Source organism: Acetobacter fabarum (assembly GCF_029069195.1).
Classification (GTDB): Bacteria; Pseudomonadota; Alphaproteobacteria; order Acetobacterales; family Acetobacteraceae; genus Acetobacter; species Acetobacter fabarum_A.
The window spans coordinates 405,790-420,992 of sequence record NZ_JARDYK010000001.1 but is presented as its reverse complement, the minus strand read 5'-3'; the positions used below and the strand labels follow the sequence as shown (position 1 = coordinate 420,992).

At 59.6% G+C, this 15,203-nt stretch carries 13 protein-coding genes; 7 read left to right on the top strand and 6 right to left on the bottom strand.

What is annotated here, in order from left to right; translation table 11 throughout:
* Positions 1-151 precede the first annotated feature (151 nt).
* Genes PY793_RS01930 through PY793_RS01920 form a run of 3 tightly spaced genes read left to right on the top strand, consistent with a single transcriptional unit; the run spans position 152 to position 4,300 of the window.
* A complete protein-coding gene (locus PY793_RS01930) occupies positions 152-1,480 on the top strand; it encodes a c-type cytochrome (protein ID WP_275176425.1) in 1,329 nt (442 codons plus the stop codon).
* A 20-nt stretch (positions 1,481-1,500) separates the two neighbouring features.
* Complete coding sequence (locus tag PY793_RS01925) at positions 1,501-1,977, top strand: (2Fe-2S)-binding protein (protein WP_048853986.1); 477 nt, start codon at positions 1,501-1,503, stop codon at positions 1,975-1,977.
* On the top strand, positions 1,970-4,300 hold the full coding sequence (locus PY793_RS01920; RefSeq protein ID WP_275176424.1) for a xanthine dehydrogenase family protein molybdopterin-binding subunit: 2,331 nt from the start codon (positions 1,970-1,972) through the stop codon (positions 4,298-4,300). Before PY793_RS01925 ends, PY793_RS01920 begins: the two co-directional genes overlap by 8 nt.
* Positions 4,301-4,664: 364 nt before the next feature.
* Here PY793_RS01920 and PY793_RS01915 read toward each other — a convergent pair whose 3' ends face one another.
* From PY793_RS01915 to PY793_RS01895, 5 genes are read right to left on the bottom strand one after another with little or no spacing between them, the layout of a single operon-like run.
* Positions 4,665-5,105, bottom strand: coding sequence for a SufE family protein (locus PY793_RS01915; RefSeq protein ID WP_275176423.1), 441 nt, complete (start codon positions 5,103-5,105; stop codon positions 4,665-4,667).
* Positions 5,105-6,418: an ATP-dependent protease ATPase subunit HslU gene (gene hslU, locus PY793_RS01910; RefSeq protein WP_275176422.1), complete on the bottom strand. Its 1,314-nt coding sequence runs from the start codon at positions 6,416-6,418 to the stop codon at positions 5,105-5,107. Before hslU ends, PY793_RS01915 begins: the two co-directional genes overlap by 1 nt.
* Positions 6,418-7,017: an ATP-dependent protease subunit HslV gene (gene hslV / locus PY793_RS01905; protein WP_086647195.1), complete on the bottom strand. Its 600-nt coding sequence runs from the start codon at positions 7,015-7,017 to the stop codon at positions 6,418-6,420. The genes hslU and hslV overlap by 1 nt, the downstream gene beginning before the upstream one ends.
* A 45-nt stretch (positions 7,018-7,062) precedes the next feature.
* Positions 7,063-9,057: a response regulator gene (locus tag PY793_RS01900; protein WP_275176420.1), complete on the bottom strand. Its 1,995-nt coding sequence runs from the start codon at positions 9,055-9,057 to the stop codon at positions 7,063-7,065.
* Complete coding sequence (locus PY793_RS01895) at positions 9,041-10,837, bottom strand: ATP-binding protein (protein WP_275176419.1); 1,797 nt, start codon at positions 10,835-10,837, stop codon at positions 9,041-9,043. The genes PY793_RS01900 and PY793_RS01895 overlap by 17 nt, the downstream gene beginning before the upstream one ends.
* Positions 10,838-11,094: 257 nt before the next feature.
* Between PY793_RS01895 and PY793_RS01890 the strand changes: the two genes are divergently transcribed.
* A complete protein-coding gene (locus PY793_RS01890; protein ID WP_275176418.1) occupies positions 11,095-11,508 on the top strand; it encodes a hypothetical protein in 414 nt (137 codons plus the stop codon).
* A 53-nt stretch (positions 11,509-11,561) separates the two neighbouring features.
* On the opposite strand, the gene PY793_RS01885 is transcribed toward PY793_RS01890, so the two are convergent.
* Entirely contained in the window at positions 11,562-12,647 is a 1,086-nt protein-coding gene (locus tag PY793_RS01885; RefSeq protein WP_275176417.1) for a zinc-ribbon domain-containing protein, read from the bottom strand.
* 267 nt (positions 12,648-12,914) lie between these two features.
* On the opposite strand from PY793_RS01885, the gene PY793_RS01880 reads away from it, so the two are divergent.
* From PY793_RS01880 to PY793_RS01870, 3 genes are read left to right on the top strand one after another with little or no spacing between them, the layout of a single operon-like run.
* Positions 12,915-13,595: a cell division ATP-binding protein FtsE gene (locus tag PY793_RS01880; protein ID WP_275176416.1), complete on the top strand. Its 681-nt coding sequence runs from the start codon at positions 12,915-12,917 to the stop codon at positions 13,593-13,595.
* Positions 13,592-14,539, top strand: coding sequence for a cell division protein FtsX (locus PY793_RS01875; RefSeq protein ID WP_275176415.1), 948 nt, complete (start codon positions 13,592-13,594; stop codon positions 14,537-14,539). The genes PY793_RS01880 and PY793_RS01875 overlap by 4 nt, the downstream gene beginning before the upstream one ends.
* Before the next feature lie 11 nt (positions 14,540-14,550).
* Positions 14,551-15,147: a YdcF family protein gene (locus tag PY793_RS01870; protein ID WP_342803906.1), complete on the top strand. Its 597-nt coding sequence runs from the start codon at positions 14,551-14,553 to the stop codon at positions 15,145-15,147.
* Positions 15,148-15,203: the final 56 nt, after the last annotated feature.

Here is a 15,203-nt window from a genome sequence, read left to right as displayed (position 1 = left end):
ACCGCTTCTATGCGTTTATCTATGATAGAAACCCAGATAAGATTGATCTCAATCAACGACAGACCGCAAATGCTGTTCCTCTGGCTGTGTTGGGCAGACGTGATCCCTCTGCCCGCCAGACGGGACGTTTACACATAAGGTGGGGATTAGAGTGATCAAACGTCTTTTAGCAGGAGCAGCCGCCATTGGTGCCGTGGGTGGCCTGGGTTTTCTTTATTACGCCTGGTACCCCCCCATAGAACCTGTGGACCTCCCTGACCGCGGCAGTTTTTCTGCCGAGCAGGTCGCGCGGGGCCGTATTGTGGCTGCCGAAGGATACTGCGCCGAGTGCCATACCCGCACAGACATGGGCGGCGGGCCGGAACTGGCAGGTGATTACAAGATGGATACACCTTTTGGTGCCATCTATTCTTCCAATATTACACCAGACCCTGAAACCGGTATTGGCAACTGGTCGGAAGAAGCTTTCCAGCGCGCCATGCATCTTGGCGTTTCCCGCAAGGGGGTTCATCTTATTCCGGCCTTCCCGTTTGATCATTTCACCAAAATGACCGAGCAGGACGTCTCTGACCTGTATGCCTATCTGATGACACGCCCTGCCGTGCACATGACGCATCGCACCAATGAACTGCCTTTCCCGCTCAGCCTGCGTATTCTTCAGGCGGGATGGAAGCTGCTGTACTTCACCCCCGGCGTATATAAACCCGACCCACGGCATGACGCCTTGTGGAACCGAGGGGCTTACCTGTCCGAAGGCAACGCCCATTGCGGCGCGTGCCATACCCCGCGTGACTTCATGGGGGCGGAAAAAAAGAGCGCTCCTTACGATGGCGCAGTCGTGGATAACTGGATTGCCCCCCCGCTGAACGAGCACAATCCGACCCCCACCACATGGACGGAAAACGAGCTTTTCCAGTACCTGCGTTATGGGGTGGCGCCGCTCCATGGCCCTGCCGGTGGCCCCATGTCCCCCGTGCCGCACCGCTTTCTCTCCACCGTGCCGGAGGAGGATGTGCACGCCATTGCACATTATTTTGCCGATGTGGACCACGCCGCCGAGCGTGAAAAACACGACAAGGCCGCCCTTGCCCGTGCCATGGAACAGTCCAGAACCGATCTGATCGGCCCAAGCGTGGACCCCGACGCCAAGCTTTATCAGGGAGCATGTGCAGCCTGCCATTACAATGCAGCGCCCTCCCCCGTGCTGGGTCGCCCGGATCTGGCGCTGAACAATGCGCTATGGCTGGATGAACCCACCAACCTCTACCAGGTCATCCTGCATGGGCTGACAGCAGAAGAAGGCCAGTCCGGTGTAGCCATGCCCAGCTTCTACAACGCCCTGTCCGACCATGATATGGCGCGGATTGCCGCCTACCTGCGCCGCACCCGCACCACCTTGCCACCGTGGACGGACCTGGAAAAGAAAGCCGCCGCAGTGCGCAAGACCATTACCACCATTCCTGTCAATTCATCGCACTAAGACGGACCACGGAGCACGAGATGGTAAAATTCAAACTCAATGGCCGTGACGTTTCTGTCGATGTGCCGGACGACACCCCCCTGCTGTGGGCGCTGCGTGATGATCTGGACCTGACTGGCACAAAATTTGGCTGTGGCGTAGGCCAGTGTGGTGCCTGCACCGTTCTGGTTGGTGGCCGGGCGACCCGTTCCTGCATTACCCCGCTCAGTTCGCTGGAAGGGGCTGATGTCACCACCATTGAAGGGCTGGACCCCAATGGCAAACATGCCGTGCAGGAAGCCTGGAAGGATATTCAGGTTCCCCAGTGCGGGTACTGCCAGTCTGGCCAGATCATGCAGGCAGTCAGTCTGTTAAAGGACTATCCGGACCCCACGGATGAGGAAATTGATGGTGTTATGGGTGGCAGCCTGTGCCGCTGCATGACTTATGTCCGTATTCGCAAAGCTATTAAAAAAGCAGCGGCCGCCCTGCGCAAGGAGGAGGCATCCAATGGGTAAGCTCGAACGTATTGCCGCACAGCAGGACCGGGCTGCGGGCCGTGGGCCTTCGCGCCGCAGCTTTCTGCTCACCGCCGCAGGTTCCGCTTTTCTGTTCGGATTTGCCCGTCAGGGCAAGGCTGCACAGGTTTACCCGCAGGACGCACCGGCAACCCTGAAGGAAGCCACCGCCTTTGAACCCACGATCTGGTGCTCCATTGCCCCCGACGGCTGGGTGAATGTGAACATCATCCGCGCGGAAATGGGCCAGCATATTGGCACAGCTCTTGCCCGCATTATTGCGGATGAAATGGAAGCCGACTGGAACAAGGTCCGCATTACCTATGTGGATACCGACCCCAAATGGGGTCTTATGGTAACCGGTGGCTCCTGGTCCGTATGGATGACGTGGGACCAGTTCCGCCAGGCCGGGGCGGCTGCACGCACGGTTATGGTGGAACAGGGCGCCAAGCTGCTGGGCGTTTCCCCCGCTGCGTGTATTGCCCGCAATGGGCGGGTTCTTGCTGGCAGCCGGTCCATAAGCTACGGCGATATTGTCAGCCGCGCACACCCGACCAGAACCTACACGCCAGATGAAATGGCCAGACTGCCACTCAAACCAGCATCCGAGCGGCGGCTGATTGGCAAGGATGTCAAGGCGCTGGATATTCCATCCAAAACCAACGGCACCGCCATTTATGGCATAGATGCCAAGCTTGATGGCATGGTGTACGCCCGCCCCAAACTGCCCCCCACACGCTATGGCTCCAAAGTTGTCTCGGTGGATGACAGCGAGGCCAAAAAGGTCAAGGGCTATATCCGCCATATTGTGCTCGAAGACCCCTCGGACACCGTACCGGGCTGGGTTGCAGTTCTGGCCTCCTCCTACCCTGCGGCCATCCGCGCAACGGATGCGCTCAAGGTTGTCTGGACCCCGGGCAAGACCGCCAACGTAACCGAGCACGATATTCTGGACTACGGTCGCAGGCAGATCGCCAACAAGACCGGTGGTTCCCGCGTGTTCAACGACCCCGGCGTGGACGAAGCCTTTGCCAAGGCCACCAGAGTAGTCGAGCAGACCTACACCTGCTCTTCCGTGCTGCATTACCAGCTTGAACCCGTAAACGCACTGGCCCGCCAGCACGACGGCAAGTGGGAAGTGCATTGCGGCAACCAGTGGCAGACCCTGTTCCTGCCCGTTATTGCCAAGGCGCTACAGGTGCCGGAAACCGAAGTGGTCATGCGTAGCTACCTGCTGGGCGGGGGCTTTGGCCGCCGCCTGAACGGAGACTACGCGGTACCTGCGGCCCTTATTTCCAAAGCCCTCGGGGGCAAGCCGGTCAAGCTGATCTTCACCCGCTCGGATGATGCGCTGTTTGATTCCATACGCTCCCCTTCCGTGCAGACGGTGCGCGCGGCGCTGGGGCAGGATGGTGCGATTACGGCCTGGCAGCACCATGCCTCTGCGGGCTGGCCAACCCGGGTTATGGCCAGCGCGTTCATGGAAAAAGGCGACGATGGCAAGCCCTATGACCAGTTTGCCATTGCAGGTGCCGATCACTGGTACGATGTAGGCCCCATGCTGGTACGTGCGCTGGACAATGAACTGGCAGGCGAAACCTTCCGCCCAGGCTGGCTGCGCTCGGTCAGTTCCGGCTGGACCCCGTGGGCGCATGAGAGCTTTCTGGACGAAATCGCCCATGCCCGTAAGCTTGACCCGGTGGAGTACCGCCTGAGCCTGCTGGACAGCAAAGGCCGCAACGCTGGCAGCGCCCCCAACTCTGTGGGCGGAGCCAGCCGTCAGGCCAATGTGCTCAAACATCTGGTGGAGAAATGCGGCTATGGCAAAGTGTCCCTGCCTGCGGATACAGCCATTGGCATTGCCACCACCTTCGGGCAGGAACGCGCCATGCCAACATGGACGGCTGGCGCCGTGCAGGTCCATGTTGACCGCAAGACAGGCGTTGTAACCTGTCAGAAAATCTGGCTGGTACTGGATGCCGGGACAATTATCGACCCCGATGGAGCCGCAGCCCAGACCGAGGGCGGTGCTTTGTGGGGGCTGAGCATGGCCCTGTTTGAAGGAACGGAAATTGTGGACGGCAACGTGCGCGACCGTAACCTGAACACCTATACCCCCCTGCGTATTGCAGATGTGCCGGAAATGGATGTTGAGTTCCTGCCCAGCACGGAAAAACCCATGGGTCTGGGTGAGCCGGGCGTGACAACCATCGCACCTGCCGTGGGCAACGCCATTTTCAACGCAGTGGGTGTGCGCCTGCGCCACCTGCCCATCCGCCCGGCGGATGTGTTGAAAGCGCTGAAGGAGAAAGGGAACGCCTGAGACATCAGGTTTTCCCCACTTTCATAAAAAAGCCGGTTCCCTCACATGATGGACCGGCTTTTTTGTACCCGCACACATAAATCGCCCCCTGTGCACCAACCAAGGTACAGGCCATGACATGGCAGACTTATGCAAATGAGCGTTTGGGTACCAGAGAAGAAATTCCTTACATCACCGAAGGGAAGCGCAACATTACCTACGGGGCCATCCACCGGGGCCGGGCCGCTCTTTCCGGTAACATAACCGGGATATCCAAAAACGGAAAAAGCCCGTTACGGACAGATTACTGACACCCGTCCGCACCATTATCCCTGAACCTGCCTGTACCAACAGGTGCAGAGGGTTACAGACCAACAAAGCCTGATCAGGCAGATATGGCGGCAGCCGAGCGCATGGCGCGCGCCATGGCCTCAACCCCGTTACCGCGATTGGTGGACAATGCCTGCACCAACCCCAGATCACGCAGGAAGCCGGGATCTGTTGCCTGAATTTCCTCCCGCGTACGGCCAGAATACACGCGCAGCAGGAGCGCCACCAACCCGCTGACAATGGCGGCATCGGACAGGCCCGCAAAATAGAGCCTGCCATCTGCCTCTTTTTCCTCCAGCCAGACCTGACTCTGGCAACCGGGCACGCGGTGCGCATCATTACACCATTCATGCGGGAATGGCGGCAACTTGCGCCCCATTTCTATGATGTACTGGTAGCGTTCCATCCAGTCGTCAAACACGTCCAGCTCATCAGCTATGGCTGCGATCGCTTCTGCGGCAGTGTCTTCCTGCGGGGTTACAAAGGGTGCTTCCATTACAAAATAAACCTGCTCAGATCGCCCTTGCGGGCCAGTGGGGCCACTTTGTCACGTACCATGGCACCATCTACAACAACAGTTTCGCCCCCACGCTCGGGTGCAGTGAAGGAAATATCTTCCAGCAGCTTTTCCAGCACCGTTGCAAGCCTGCGCGCGCCTATATTTTCCACCCGCTCGTTAATATCTGCGGCCAGCTCTGCCAGGGCATCTACCGCATCATCGGCAAATGTCATGTTTACGCCTTCGGTTTTCATCAAGGCGGTGTACTGTTTGAGCAGGGAATGTTCCGGGTCGGTCAGAATACGCCGCAGATCATCGCGCGAGAGAGGTTGCAGTTCCACGCGAATAGGCAGCCGCCCCTGCAATTCCGGCAGCAGGTCGGATGGTTTGGCAAGATGGAACGCGCCAGAAGCAATAAACAGGATATGATCGGTTTTGACCGGTCCGTGCTTGGTGGAAACGGTCGTGCCTTCAATAAGGGGAAGCAGGTCGCGCTGCACCCCCTCGCGCGAGACATCGCCGCCCTTTACCCCACTCTCGGACGAGCGGGCGCACACCTTGTCGATCTCGTCCAGAAAGACAATGCCGTTATTCTGCACATGAGCCACGGCTTCACGCGTCAGGCTATCACTCTCCAGCAGGCGCTCGGCTTCCTCACGCTGCAACTGTTTGCGGGCGTCAGAAATCCTGAGTTTTTTCTGCCTGGGTGCGCGGTTCATAAAGCCTTTCATCATCTCGCCAATGTTGATCACGCTCCCCGGCACCATGCCCGGCATATCGGCCGGGCCTGTGGGGGCTGGATCGGTAATGGCGATGTCAATTTCCTTATCCTCAAGCTGCCCGCTGCGCAGCATGCTCCGGAACTTGCTTTTGGTATCGGCCGAAGAGCCCTCCCCCGCCAGTACGGTCACAATCCGCTCATCCGCCGCCTGAGCTGCCTGCTCCTCCACATCCTTGCGGCGCAGGTCCTTGAGCATGACAATGGCCGCATCCACCAGATCGCGCACAATACTGTCCACGTCCCGGCCAACATAGCCGACCTCGGTAAACTTGGTAGCTTCCACCTTAAGAAAAGGAGCCTGCGCCAGCTTGGCCAGCCTGCGTGCGATTTCGGTTTTACCACAGCCGGTTGGACCGATCATGAGGATGTTTTTGGGGACAACCTCCTCACGCATGGCCTCTGGCAGCTGTGCCCTGCGCCAGCGATTGCGCATGGCAATGGCAACCGCGCGCTTGGCATCGCCCTGCCCCACAATATAGCGGTCAAGTTCGGCAACAATATCACGCGGGGAAAGATGGGGGGCTTGCATCAGGCTTTGTCTCCCGCTGTTTTGGCATCCAGCGTTTCTATCCGCACGGAGTGATTGGTATAGACGCAGATATCACCTGCAATCTTCATGGCACGGGTTACAATTTCCTCCGCACCCAGCCCTTCTACCGTCAGCAATGCCCGTGCCGCCGAAAGGGCGTAGTTACCACCCGAACCAATAGCAATAATACCATCCTCTGGTTCAAGCACATCGCCATTGCCGGTCAGGGTAAAGGAGTGCTCGGCATCGGCCACGGCCATCATGGCCTCCAGCCTGCGCAGGTAGCGGTCCGTGCGCCAGTCCTTTGCCAGTTCCACGCAGGCGCGCTCCAACTGGTTGGGGTAGCGCTCCAGCTTGGCTTCCAGCCGCTCCAGCAGGGTAAAGGCATCTGCCGTAGCACCGGCAAACCCTGCCAGAATGGTACCAGAAGGGCCAATACGCCGAACCTTGCGGGCGTTGCCCTTGATCACGGTGCTGCCCAGTGTCACCTGGCCATCACCGGCCATGGCAACCTGCGCGCCACGGCGCACACAAAGAATGGTGGTCCCGTGCCAGCCGACGGGATCATGCGAAGACGAAGCAGAATGAAAACTATCCATAACACCAAGAAATAGGCGTTCTGGCGCAGGACACAAGGGGGTGGGCTATGCGACCAGCATAGCCCTTACATCTCCCAGCAACGCATCCCGCGTGTAAGGCTTGTGCAAAACGGCAACCCCTTCTGGCAGCACGCCAAAATCCGCATAGCCTGTTACAAACAGGACCGGCAGATCCGCACGAACATCGTGGATACGCCGTGCGGCCTCGCCGCCGTTCATGCCCGGCATCATCACATCCATGACCACAAGGGCAATGCCGGGAATGGACTGCACTTTTTCCACAGCTTCAGCGCCACCTGCCGCTTCCATGACATCATACCCCGCACGACGCAAAAAGCCGCTGGTTACCGCACGCACGCCCGGTTCATCATCCACCACCAGAATGGTGCTGCCTGCCCCGCTTGCTGGCAGGGCGGCGGCTATGGTCTGCACCGTGTTGGCGGGCACGGCGGGAATGGCTGCCGCCATCTCCTGATCCATAGCTGGGAACCATAGCTCAACGGACGTACCGCCCCCCGGAGCGCTATCCACCCGCACTTCCCCCCCGCAATGGCTGATAAAGCCATAGATCATGGACAGGCCAAGCCCCTGCCCCTGCCCTGTGCCTTTGGTCGTAAAGAACGGGTCAAAAATACGGGCGCGTATATCCTCCGTCATGCCAATGCCACGGTCAGTCACCTGCACGACCACCCATGCGCCCGCATGCTCGCGCCCCACATGCCGCCCCAGCAGGCGCGCAACCTGACGGACGGAAACGCAGGTTTCTCCCCCTTCCGACTGGGCATCCAGCGCATTCACACACAGGCTGAACACAGCCAGTTCAAGCTGGACGGCATCTGTCCAGACCGGAGGCAGGGGCTCTTCGGGAATATTGAAGCGTACACTGCTAAAGCGACTCATACCTTCCAGCCGGGACGCATCCAGCGCGCCACGGATTTCCTCTGGCACCTTCCCCTGCTTCATGAAGGTCTGAAGATTTTCCAGCACGTCATGCATATCCACCCGCTGGCAGACCAGATGCCTTGGGCGGCTGAAGTCCAGCAGCTTGCGGGTTAGCACCGCACCACGCCGGGCTGCTTCCATGGCGTTCTCATACAGCCGGACGACCGAAGCCTCCCTTGGAGGCTCCAGATCCTGCACCAGTTCCAAAGACCCCTGAATGGCCGTGAGCAGGTTATTGAAATCATGCGCAATACCACCGGCCAGCGTGCCAATAGCCTGCATTTTCTGCGCCTGCCGCAGCCGCTGTTCCAGACTTAAAAGCTCACTCACATCCCGGTCGATCAGAATGGAATAGTCGGAGAGCATGGAGGACTGTACAGGGGTGTTACGCAGACTATCCAGCCTTACGCGCGTCAGGTCATGCCAGCGGGCGGGGCCATCCTGTGCTGGTAGCTGGAGCACCTGCTGGTCACGCCCCGTCTGGGCCAGTTGACCCTGTGCTTCCTTCAGGCTTTCCAGCCGTGGGCCATCCACCAGATCCTCTTCGCGCTGGCCAATGCACTGCGCAACCGTGTGGCCCAACTGGCTTGCCATCTGCTGGTTAAGCCGCACAAAGCAGCCAGCCTGATCCTTGACCGCCAGACCAAAGGGCAGATTGTCCAGAAGCCCACGCAGAAGCAGGCGTTCGCACTCCAGCTCTTTTTCCAGAAAATACCGCGCGGCCGCCTGCCCGACCATGGACAGCAGGGTTTCATCATCCCATGGCTTGTAAGCAAAAAAGGAAATCTGGCCCCGGTTAAGCGCAGCTTCCACGGCGGAAATATCCGCATACCCCGTGAGCAGGATAGCCCCCGCAGCAGAGAGGTTACGCGCATGGGCCAAAAAAACGTCGCCCGTCATGCCCGGCATGCGCTGGTCGGAAACAATAACAGCAACGCCGGGGTTATGGCGCAGACGCTCAAGCCCCTCCTCCCCCGAGGAAGCGGTCAGGACCGTGTAGGCACTTTCCAGCAGATCAGACAGTGCAACCAGAATTTCGGGCTCGTCATCCACAACGAGCACAAAAGGGCGCTGTGTTGGTTCATGTAACGTGCTCACCGCGCCTCTCCTCCCCTGTTTTATAGGGCACACGAATGGTAAAGCAGGCACCACCCAAGGCCCCCGAGTTTGTTATAACAATACTCCCGCCGTGAGCCTGCACAACCCCATATGCCGTTGCCAGACCTAACCCGGTCCCCGAGCCTACAGGTTTTGTTGTAAAAAACGGTTCAAAAACGCGTTCCTGCAATTCCTGCGGCACTCCTGGCCCTGTATCCGATATCTGCAACACATAATTTTCGGCCCCTCTGGCCTCCGCCTTTTCCAGAAAAGAGGCGATCAGAATCTGGTCCTTGCCTCTGATTGGTGCAGTCCCTCCCTGTTTGCGCGCCGTTTCGCGCTTTTCCAGAATGGCATCGGCTGCATTGCTGACAATGTTCATAACCACCTGATTAACCAGCGCGGCCTGGCAGACCAGTTCCGGCGGAGCCTCCAGGCGGCATTCCACCGAGATTTCCTGACCAAGTTTGGGGGCCAGAAGTGTCAGCACCATAGCAATGGCCTCAGGCACGTCCAGACGCCGGAACTCACCCTCCTCCAGACGGGAAAAGCGCCGCAGGCTGGCCACCAGCTCCCGCAACCTTGATAACCCGACAAGAGAGGAGGCCAGACGCTCGGCTCCTTTGGTCAGAGCGGCTTCCGCCACGCCAATATCGTTCTGCCTTACAGCCAGCAAAGCCTGCGCCATGCTGCGCTTGACCGTGTTTTCATGCGCCAGAACAAAGGCCAGCGGGTTATTGAACTCATGCGCAATCCCTGCGGCAAGCTCCCCCAGAGACGCCATTTTGGCCGACTGCACCAGCTTGACCTGAGCATCAATCAACTTACGGTTAGCTGCTGCCAGATCTGCATTAACGCGGCGCAGGGCATCGGCCAGAGCCATACGGGCACGGGCACTTTCTATGTGGGCTTCCTCCCGTCGGACTTCATCTTGCAATGTTTTGCGCCGCACAAGGCTGCTTATGCGCGCAACCAGCAACGCGGGGGCTATGTCCGAGTCCGTCAGGTCATCCACACCGGCGTGAAACGCCAGCCGTATTTTTTCCGCTGTCAGCTGGCCGTGTTCGACCACCCCCAGCACACGGGTGCACTGGCGGCTCCTGCGCCGGAAGGCGGCAACTGTCTGTGCCAGTGCGAGGCCATTAAAAGCCGGGCAGCTCAGGTCCACCACAATGCAGTCAGGCTGGATACGCCCGGCACTGACATTGGACAACTCCAGCCTGTCCGGGTCTTCCACCAGCGTTGCGTCCTCACCATTCTGGCGAAGCATTTTGACAAGGCGGGGCGTTTTGCCAACACTCGCCCCATCAGGCCAGGCCCATAAAATACCCCCCGGCGCGGTCACAACCGATACACGCGGCTGACGGAATACAGCACCTTCGCGCTCGGCGGTTTCATCCCCAAAGTCGCGCAGGAGCGCGCATATGCGAAAAATCAGAAAAACCGGGTCATCCGCGGCGCAAAAACAGGCATCCGCCCCACGTTCCAGAATTTCCCGCTCCTGTTCGGCGTCATGTGCATCCACCAGCACCACCACAGGTATACTCCGCGTGACCGATGTCAGCCGCAAACGCTGGCATAGCTGTGCGGCTGACATATCAGGCAGATGATCCTGTACCACCAGAAGGCTTGGAAGTTCGGTATCAAACCCGGCAAAAACCGCGCGGCCATCCGCAACCACACGCACGCCCAGACCGCGTTTGTCCAGTTCGGCCACCAACTGTTGCTCGCATGTTGCATTTACACCCGCGAACAGGATGGTACAGGAAGGGAAATCCATAAATTCTGCCTATAGCTGGACGCTTAGGCCCATCCTTTTTGCGCTTAAATCTGATTTTAGACCCATACCAAACAAAAACATCCACCGTCTGCTCTCGAATGCGTTACCACCAATGGCACCTGCATCTGCCCTCTTGCAAGCATGGTGGCAAGACACACACAAGAACGGTATAAAGGCCACTCTTTACTTGAGCAGCCTGCCCCGCTGGCAGCTTGACCGACTTTTCCGCCTCGGATTACCTGAAGGAACACAGGTTTATGGACACGCGCACATCTTTACCCGCTTCCCAGCAACCTCTTGCCATGTCCTCTCGCCAGAACACATCGGCCGCCGCCGGGCTGCGGGTGCTGCGTACGGTCGTAGGGGCGGCCTGTTATTTTGTCTTCTATTTTGTCCAGCAGATGGCTGAACTGTTTGCCCCTCTCCTGCTTATTGCCGGAGCTGCATGGGCAGCGCTGCCAGCGCTGGTCAAAACCCTGACCCGCACCACCGCATCGGCCGACCCCCAGGCGCATGACGCCATTGCCAGTATTACCAATGCCATTCCCGAACAGATTATCCTTGCCGGGCATGAGCTGACCCCCAGCGGGCTGATCTGCGATGGGCTGGGACTTATGGCCGTGGCCGCAGCAGGCGCAACTCTTGCCATGCTGGTAGGCCGCAAACTCTAGGCTTCCTCTTAACCACCACCTGCCCCGCACAGCCTGCGGGGTATAAAATGATGTTAGCCCGGCTGGTGGAGCCGGGCCGCGGCAGGCCATGCGTCCACAATTGCCGCCCACCAGTGCCAGACACCCGACACAACCAGCGCAGCCAGCACAAAGCTGACAATCCAGGCCCTGCGCCAGAACATTTCGCTTTGCAGCAGGGTACGCATATCCATGCGTGCCAGCCGCCCGGACCAGTTGGCCACAGCCTCCTGTACCATTTGCATAACCACGCCGGAGCCAGGCTTGTAGGCCGGGCGCGCAATATGGGCTGCCAGTGGTGCTCCCTCTTTCTGCTCTGCCGCCGCGTGTACCGACATCCTGCCCGGTGCCTGAACCGCGCCTGACGCAGTAGAAACCGGTTTTTCGGCACTCTGCACCACCGGGGCTGTCGGCGCAGGCTCCTCTGCCGTGGAGACTGTCTGTGCGGGCAGGACTACCGGCGGCGCGGCAGATAGGGCCGGAACCAAAACCGGCGCTACGGATGCGACAACAACCGGAACCTCTCGCTCTGGCTCTGGCTCTGGCTCTGGCTCTGGCTCTGGCTCTGGCTCTGGCTCTGGCTCTGGCTCTGGCTCTGGCTCTGGCTCTGGCTGGCTTTCAGGCTGAACGGGGGAGGATGCAAGGGAAACATCCACCTGTTGAGCAGATTGGGCGGGAACAGCCACGCGTGCGCTGGCGTTACCCTCCGTCCCGGCAGTCCCGGCCTCCAAGGGAGCTGGCACGGTTACGGGCAAAACCGGCTCCTGCGGTTCAACCGGCGCATCCCCGGCTTCCGCTGGGGTCAGCGCTGCCTGCTCTATCTTGTTATCCGCCTGCTCCGGAGCGTGTTCAGGTATATCCGATGCGCTTTGCACTGCTACCGATAGAAGCTGAGGCTTTGCTGGCACGTCCTCAACGGGAGACGTCGTGACTTCGGGGGCGGAGACTGCACCGGGTTCTGGCGTGGAGGCGGTCATGCCCGCTGATGCATCTTCTGGTGCATCAGGCGGGGTCAGCCGCCACTTCACCCCGCAGGCGGAACATTTGAGCGTATGCCTTTTAGCCAGAAGAGCTTCGGGAACCTGATATGCCGCACCGCAGGAAGGACAGACAATCTTCATGAACACTCTCTTAGCAGGGCCTTTCCCTGTTGCCCCGGTCCGGCTGGAACGGCAGGCTAGGCATCAGGACGGAAGATAAACGTAACCCCCTTTCCTATCACAGGAAAAGGCAATCCATGCCAGCCCCCGATCCTAAAGGCACGGAACACCTTTTTCAATTCAGCACTGAATGGCGCTTCTCAATCGACAGTGCACGGAACTATCCGCTACAGTTGGAGAATGAGTGATCTGCCTTGTTTTTATGCTTTTTGGCCCGGAAAACTGTAAATGATTCGTCTGGACAATGTTTCCTGGCGCCGGGGCAAAAAGGATAGCGGGCCTGTTCTGGCCCATCTGTCCTTTGCTGTGCCGCAGGGCGGATTCCGCTGGCTGCTTGGGCCTTCAGGGGCTGGCAAGAGCAGCCTGCTCAGCCTGCTGCATATTGAAAACCTGCCCACCGATGGGCAGATGACCATTCTGGGCAAAACCGTTGCACAGGACGAAAAACGCGCAGCCCTTGTACGCCTGCGCCACAGAATCGGCATGGTACATCAGGACTATCGGCTCATGCCCGACCTGTCCGTGGCAGATAACGTGGCCCTGCCTCTACGCCTGCAGAACCGGCCAGAGGATGAAATTCAGGACGAGGTTCACGCCATTCTCAAATGGGTAGGGCTGGGCGAGCGCGTGGATGTGCCCGCCACCCGGCTTTCCGGCGGGGAGCAGCAGCGCACCGCCATTGCCCGCGCCATCATCCACCGACCGGGCCTTATTCTGGCGGACGAACCGACAAACGCACTGGAGGAAAGTCAGGCCTGCCGCCTGCTCGACATGTTTGCCGAACTCAGCGCCATGGGCACCACGGTTATTGTGGCTACCCACAACGAATCCCTTGTGCGCAGGCTTGAACGCCCTTTTCTGTTTCTTGAGCGTGGGCATCTGGTGGAAGAGGGAGATACACAGGCATGACACGCCCTTTTTCTGGCCGTAAGGATGGTCTCTCCCTGTCCGAGGCCCTGCCAGATCGCAGCCTGTTCGCGCTGGTAGCCATGATGGGCTTTCTGGCGGCACTGACCCTGGCCGGAGCCAGCGGCGCGCGCGCGCTCTCCGCACGCTGGTCGGGTGGGGCTGCCCAGCTGCTTACCATTCAGGTGCCAGATGCCAACGCTCCACTGGCCACACAGGACGGAAGCCGTGCCACCACAACCCGCGTGCAGGCCGTTATGGCAGAACTTGCCAGCCTGCCTGAAGGCACGGAAGTACACCAGCTTACCCCGCCGGAGCTGGCCCGCCTGCTGGAACCGTGGCTGGGAGAAGCCGACAGTTCCGCCTTGCCACTCCCTGCGATTATCCGCGTCAGACTCCCACCGGAGGCAACCGTGCCCGCCACACTGGAGCCGACACTGAACAGCCATGTTCCCGGCACCATAATGGAGCACAACGCCCGTTGGGGCGAACGCCTGCGGGCACTGGCCAACAGCCTGCTGGCCTGCGCGGGGCTGGCCTTGCTGAGTGTAGGCGGCATTGCCACCATGATAACCGGCCTTGCCACACGCACCGGTCTTTCCACACGCAGGGACATTATAAAAACCCTGCACGGACTTGGAGCTTCGGACAGCTATATTGCAGGCCGTTTTGCATGGCGCACCGCAACCCTTGGTTTTGGTGGCGGACTGTGCGGAACTCTTATGGCCTGCCTGCCTCTGCTGCTGCTCCTGCAAATGGCAACCCCCTTCGCCAGTGTTCCACTGACGACCCCTGAGCGGCTGTTACCCCAGAACTGGCAGGCACTGGCTGACACCGTACCGTCAGACATGTTGTGCGCACTGGCGCTTCTTCCCTTTGCCGCTGCGTTTATCTGCTGGTTTACAACTCAGGTCATGGTGCGCCTGTGGCTGCTCCGCCTCCCATAATGCACAACGCCATGCTCCTGCCCCGCCTGAGTCAGCGGTTCCTGCCCCTGCTGCAAAAAACCTGCCTGCTGGTAGCCGGATGCTGGCTGGCCGGGTTTGTCTGGTTCATCCATGATGCACGCCAGCCCCCCGCCCCCACTCTGCATGCCGATGGCATTGTGGCCCTGACCGGGGGAACAGGGCGGGTGGAAGCGTCTCTCCGCCTGCTTGCCAGCAACCCCGATGCGCGCCTGCTTATTTCCGGCGTGGACCTGCAGACATCGGTGCGCGCGTTGCTACCCGCCTCCATCCCGCCTGACATGGCCGCCCGTATTACGCTGGGCTATCAGGCACGCTCGACCATTGGTAACGCAACCGAAACTGCCGCGTGGGTTGCGGATCACCACATCAACAGCCTGATTATTGTGACCGCAGGCTACCATATGCGTCGCGCCATGCTTGAACTCGGCCGCACGTTGCCCGATATCACCCTGACACCTTACCCGGTCATGCCCCCTGCCATGGAGCACCCGTGGCGGATGTCCACCCTGCGGCTGATGGGGATGGAATACACGAAGTGGCTGGGCGCACTGGCGGGCATGGAGCACAACCCGTCGCTTCCGGTCTAACGGGGAAGCCCCTGGAGCACGCCCAAAAATTCTCAATAACTGGCACGAAAAAAAAG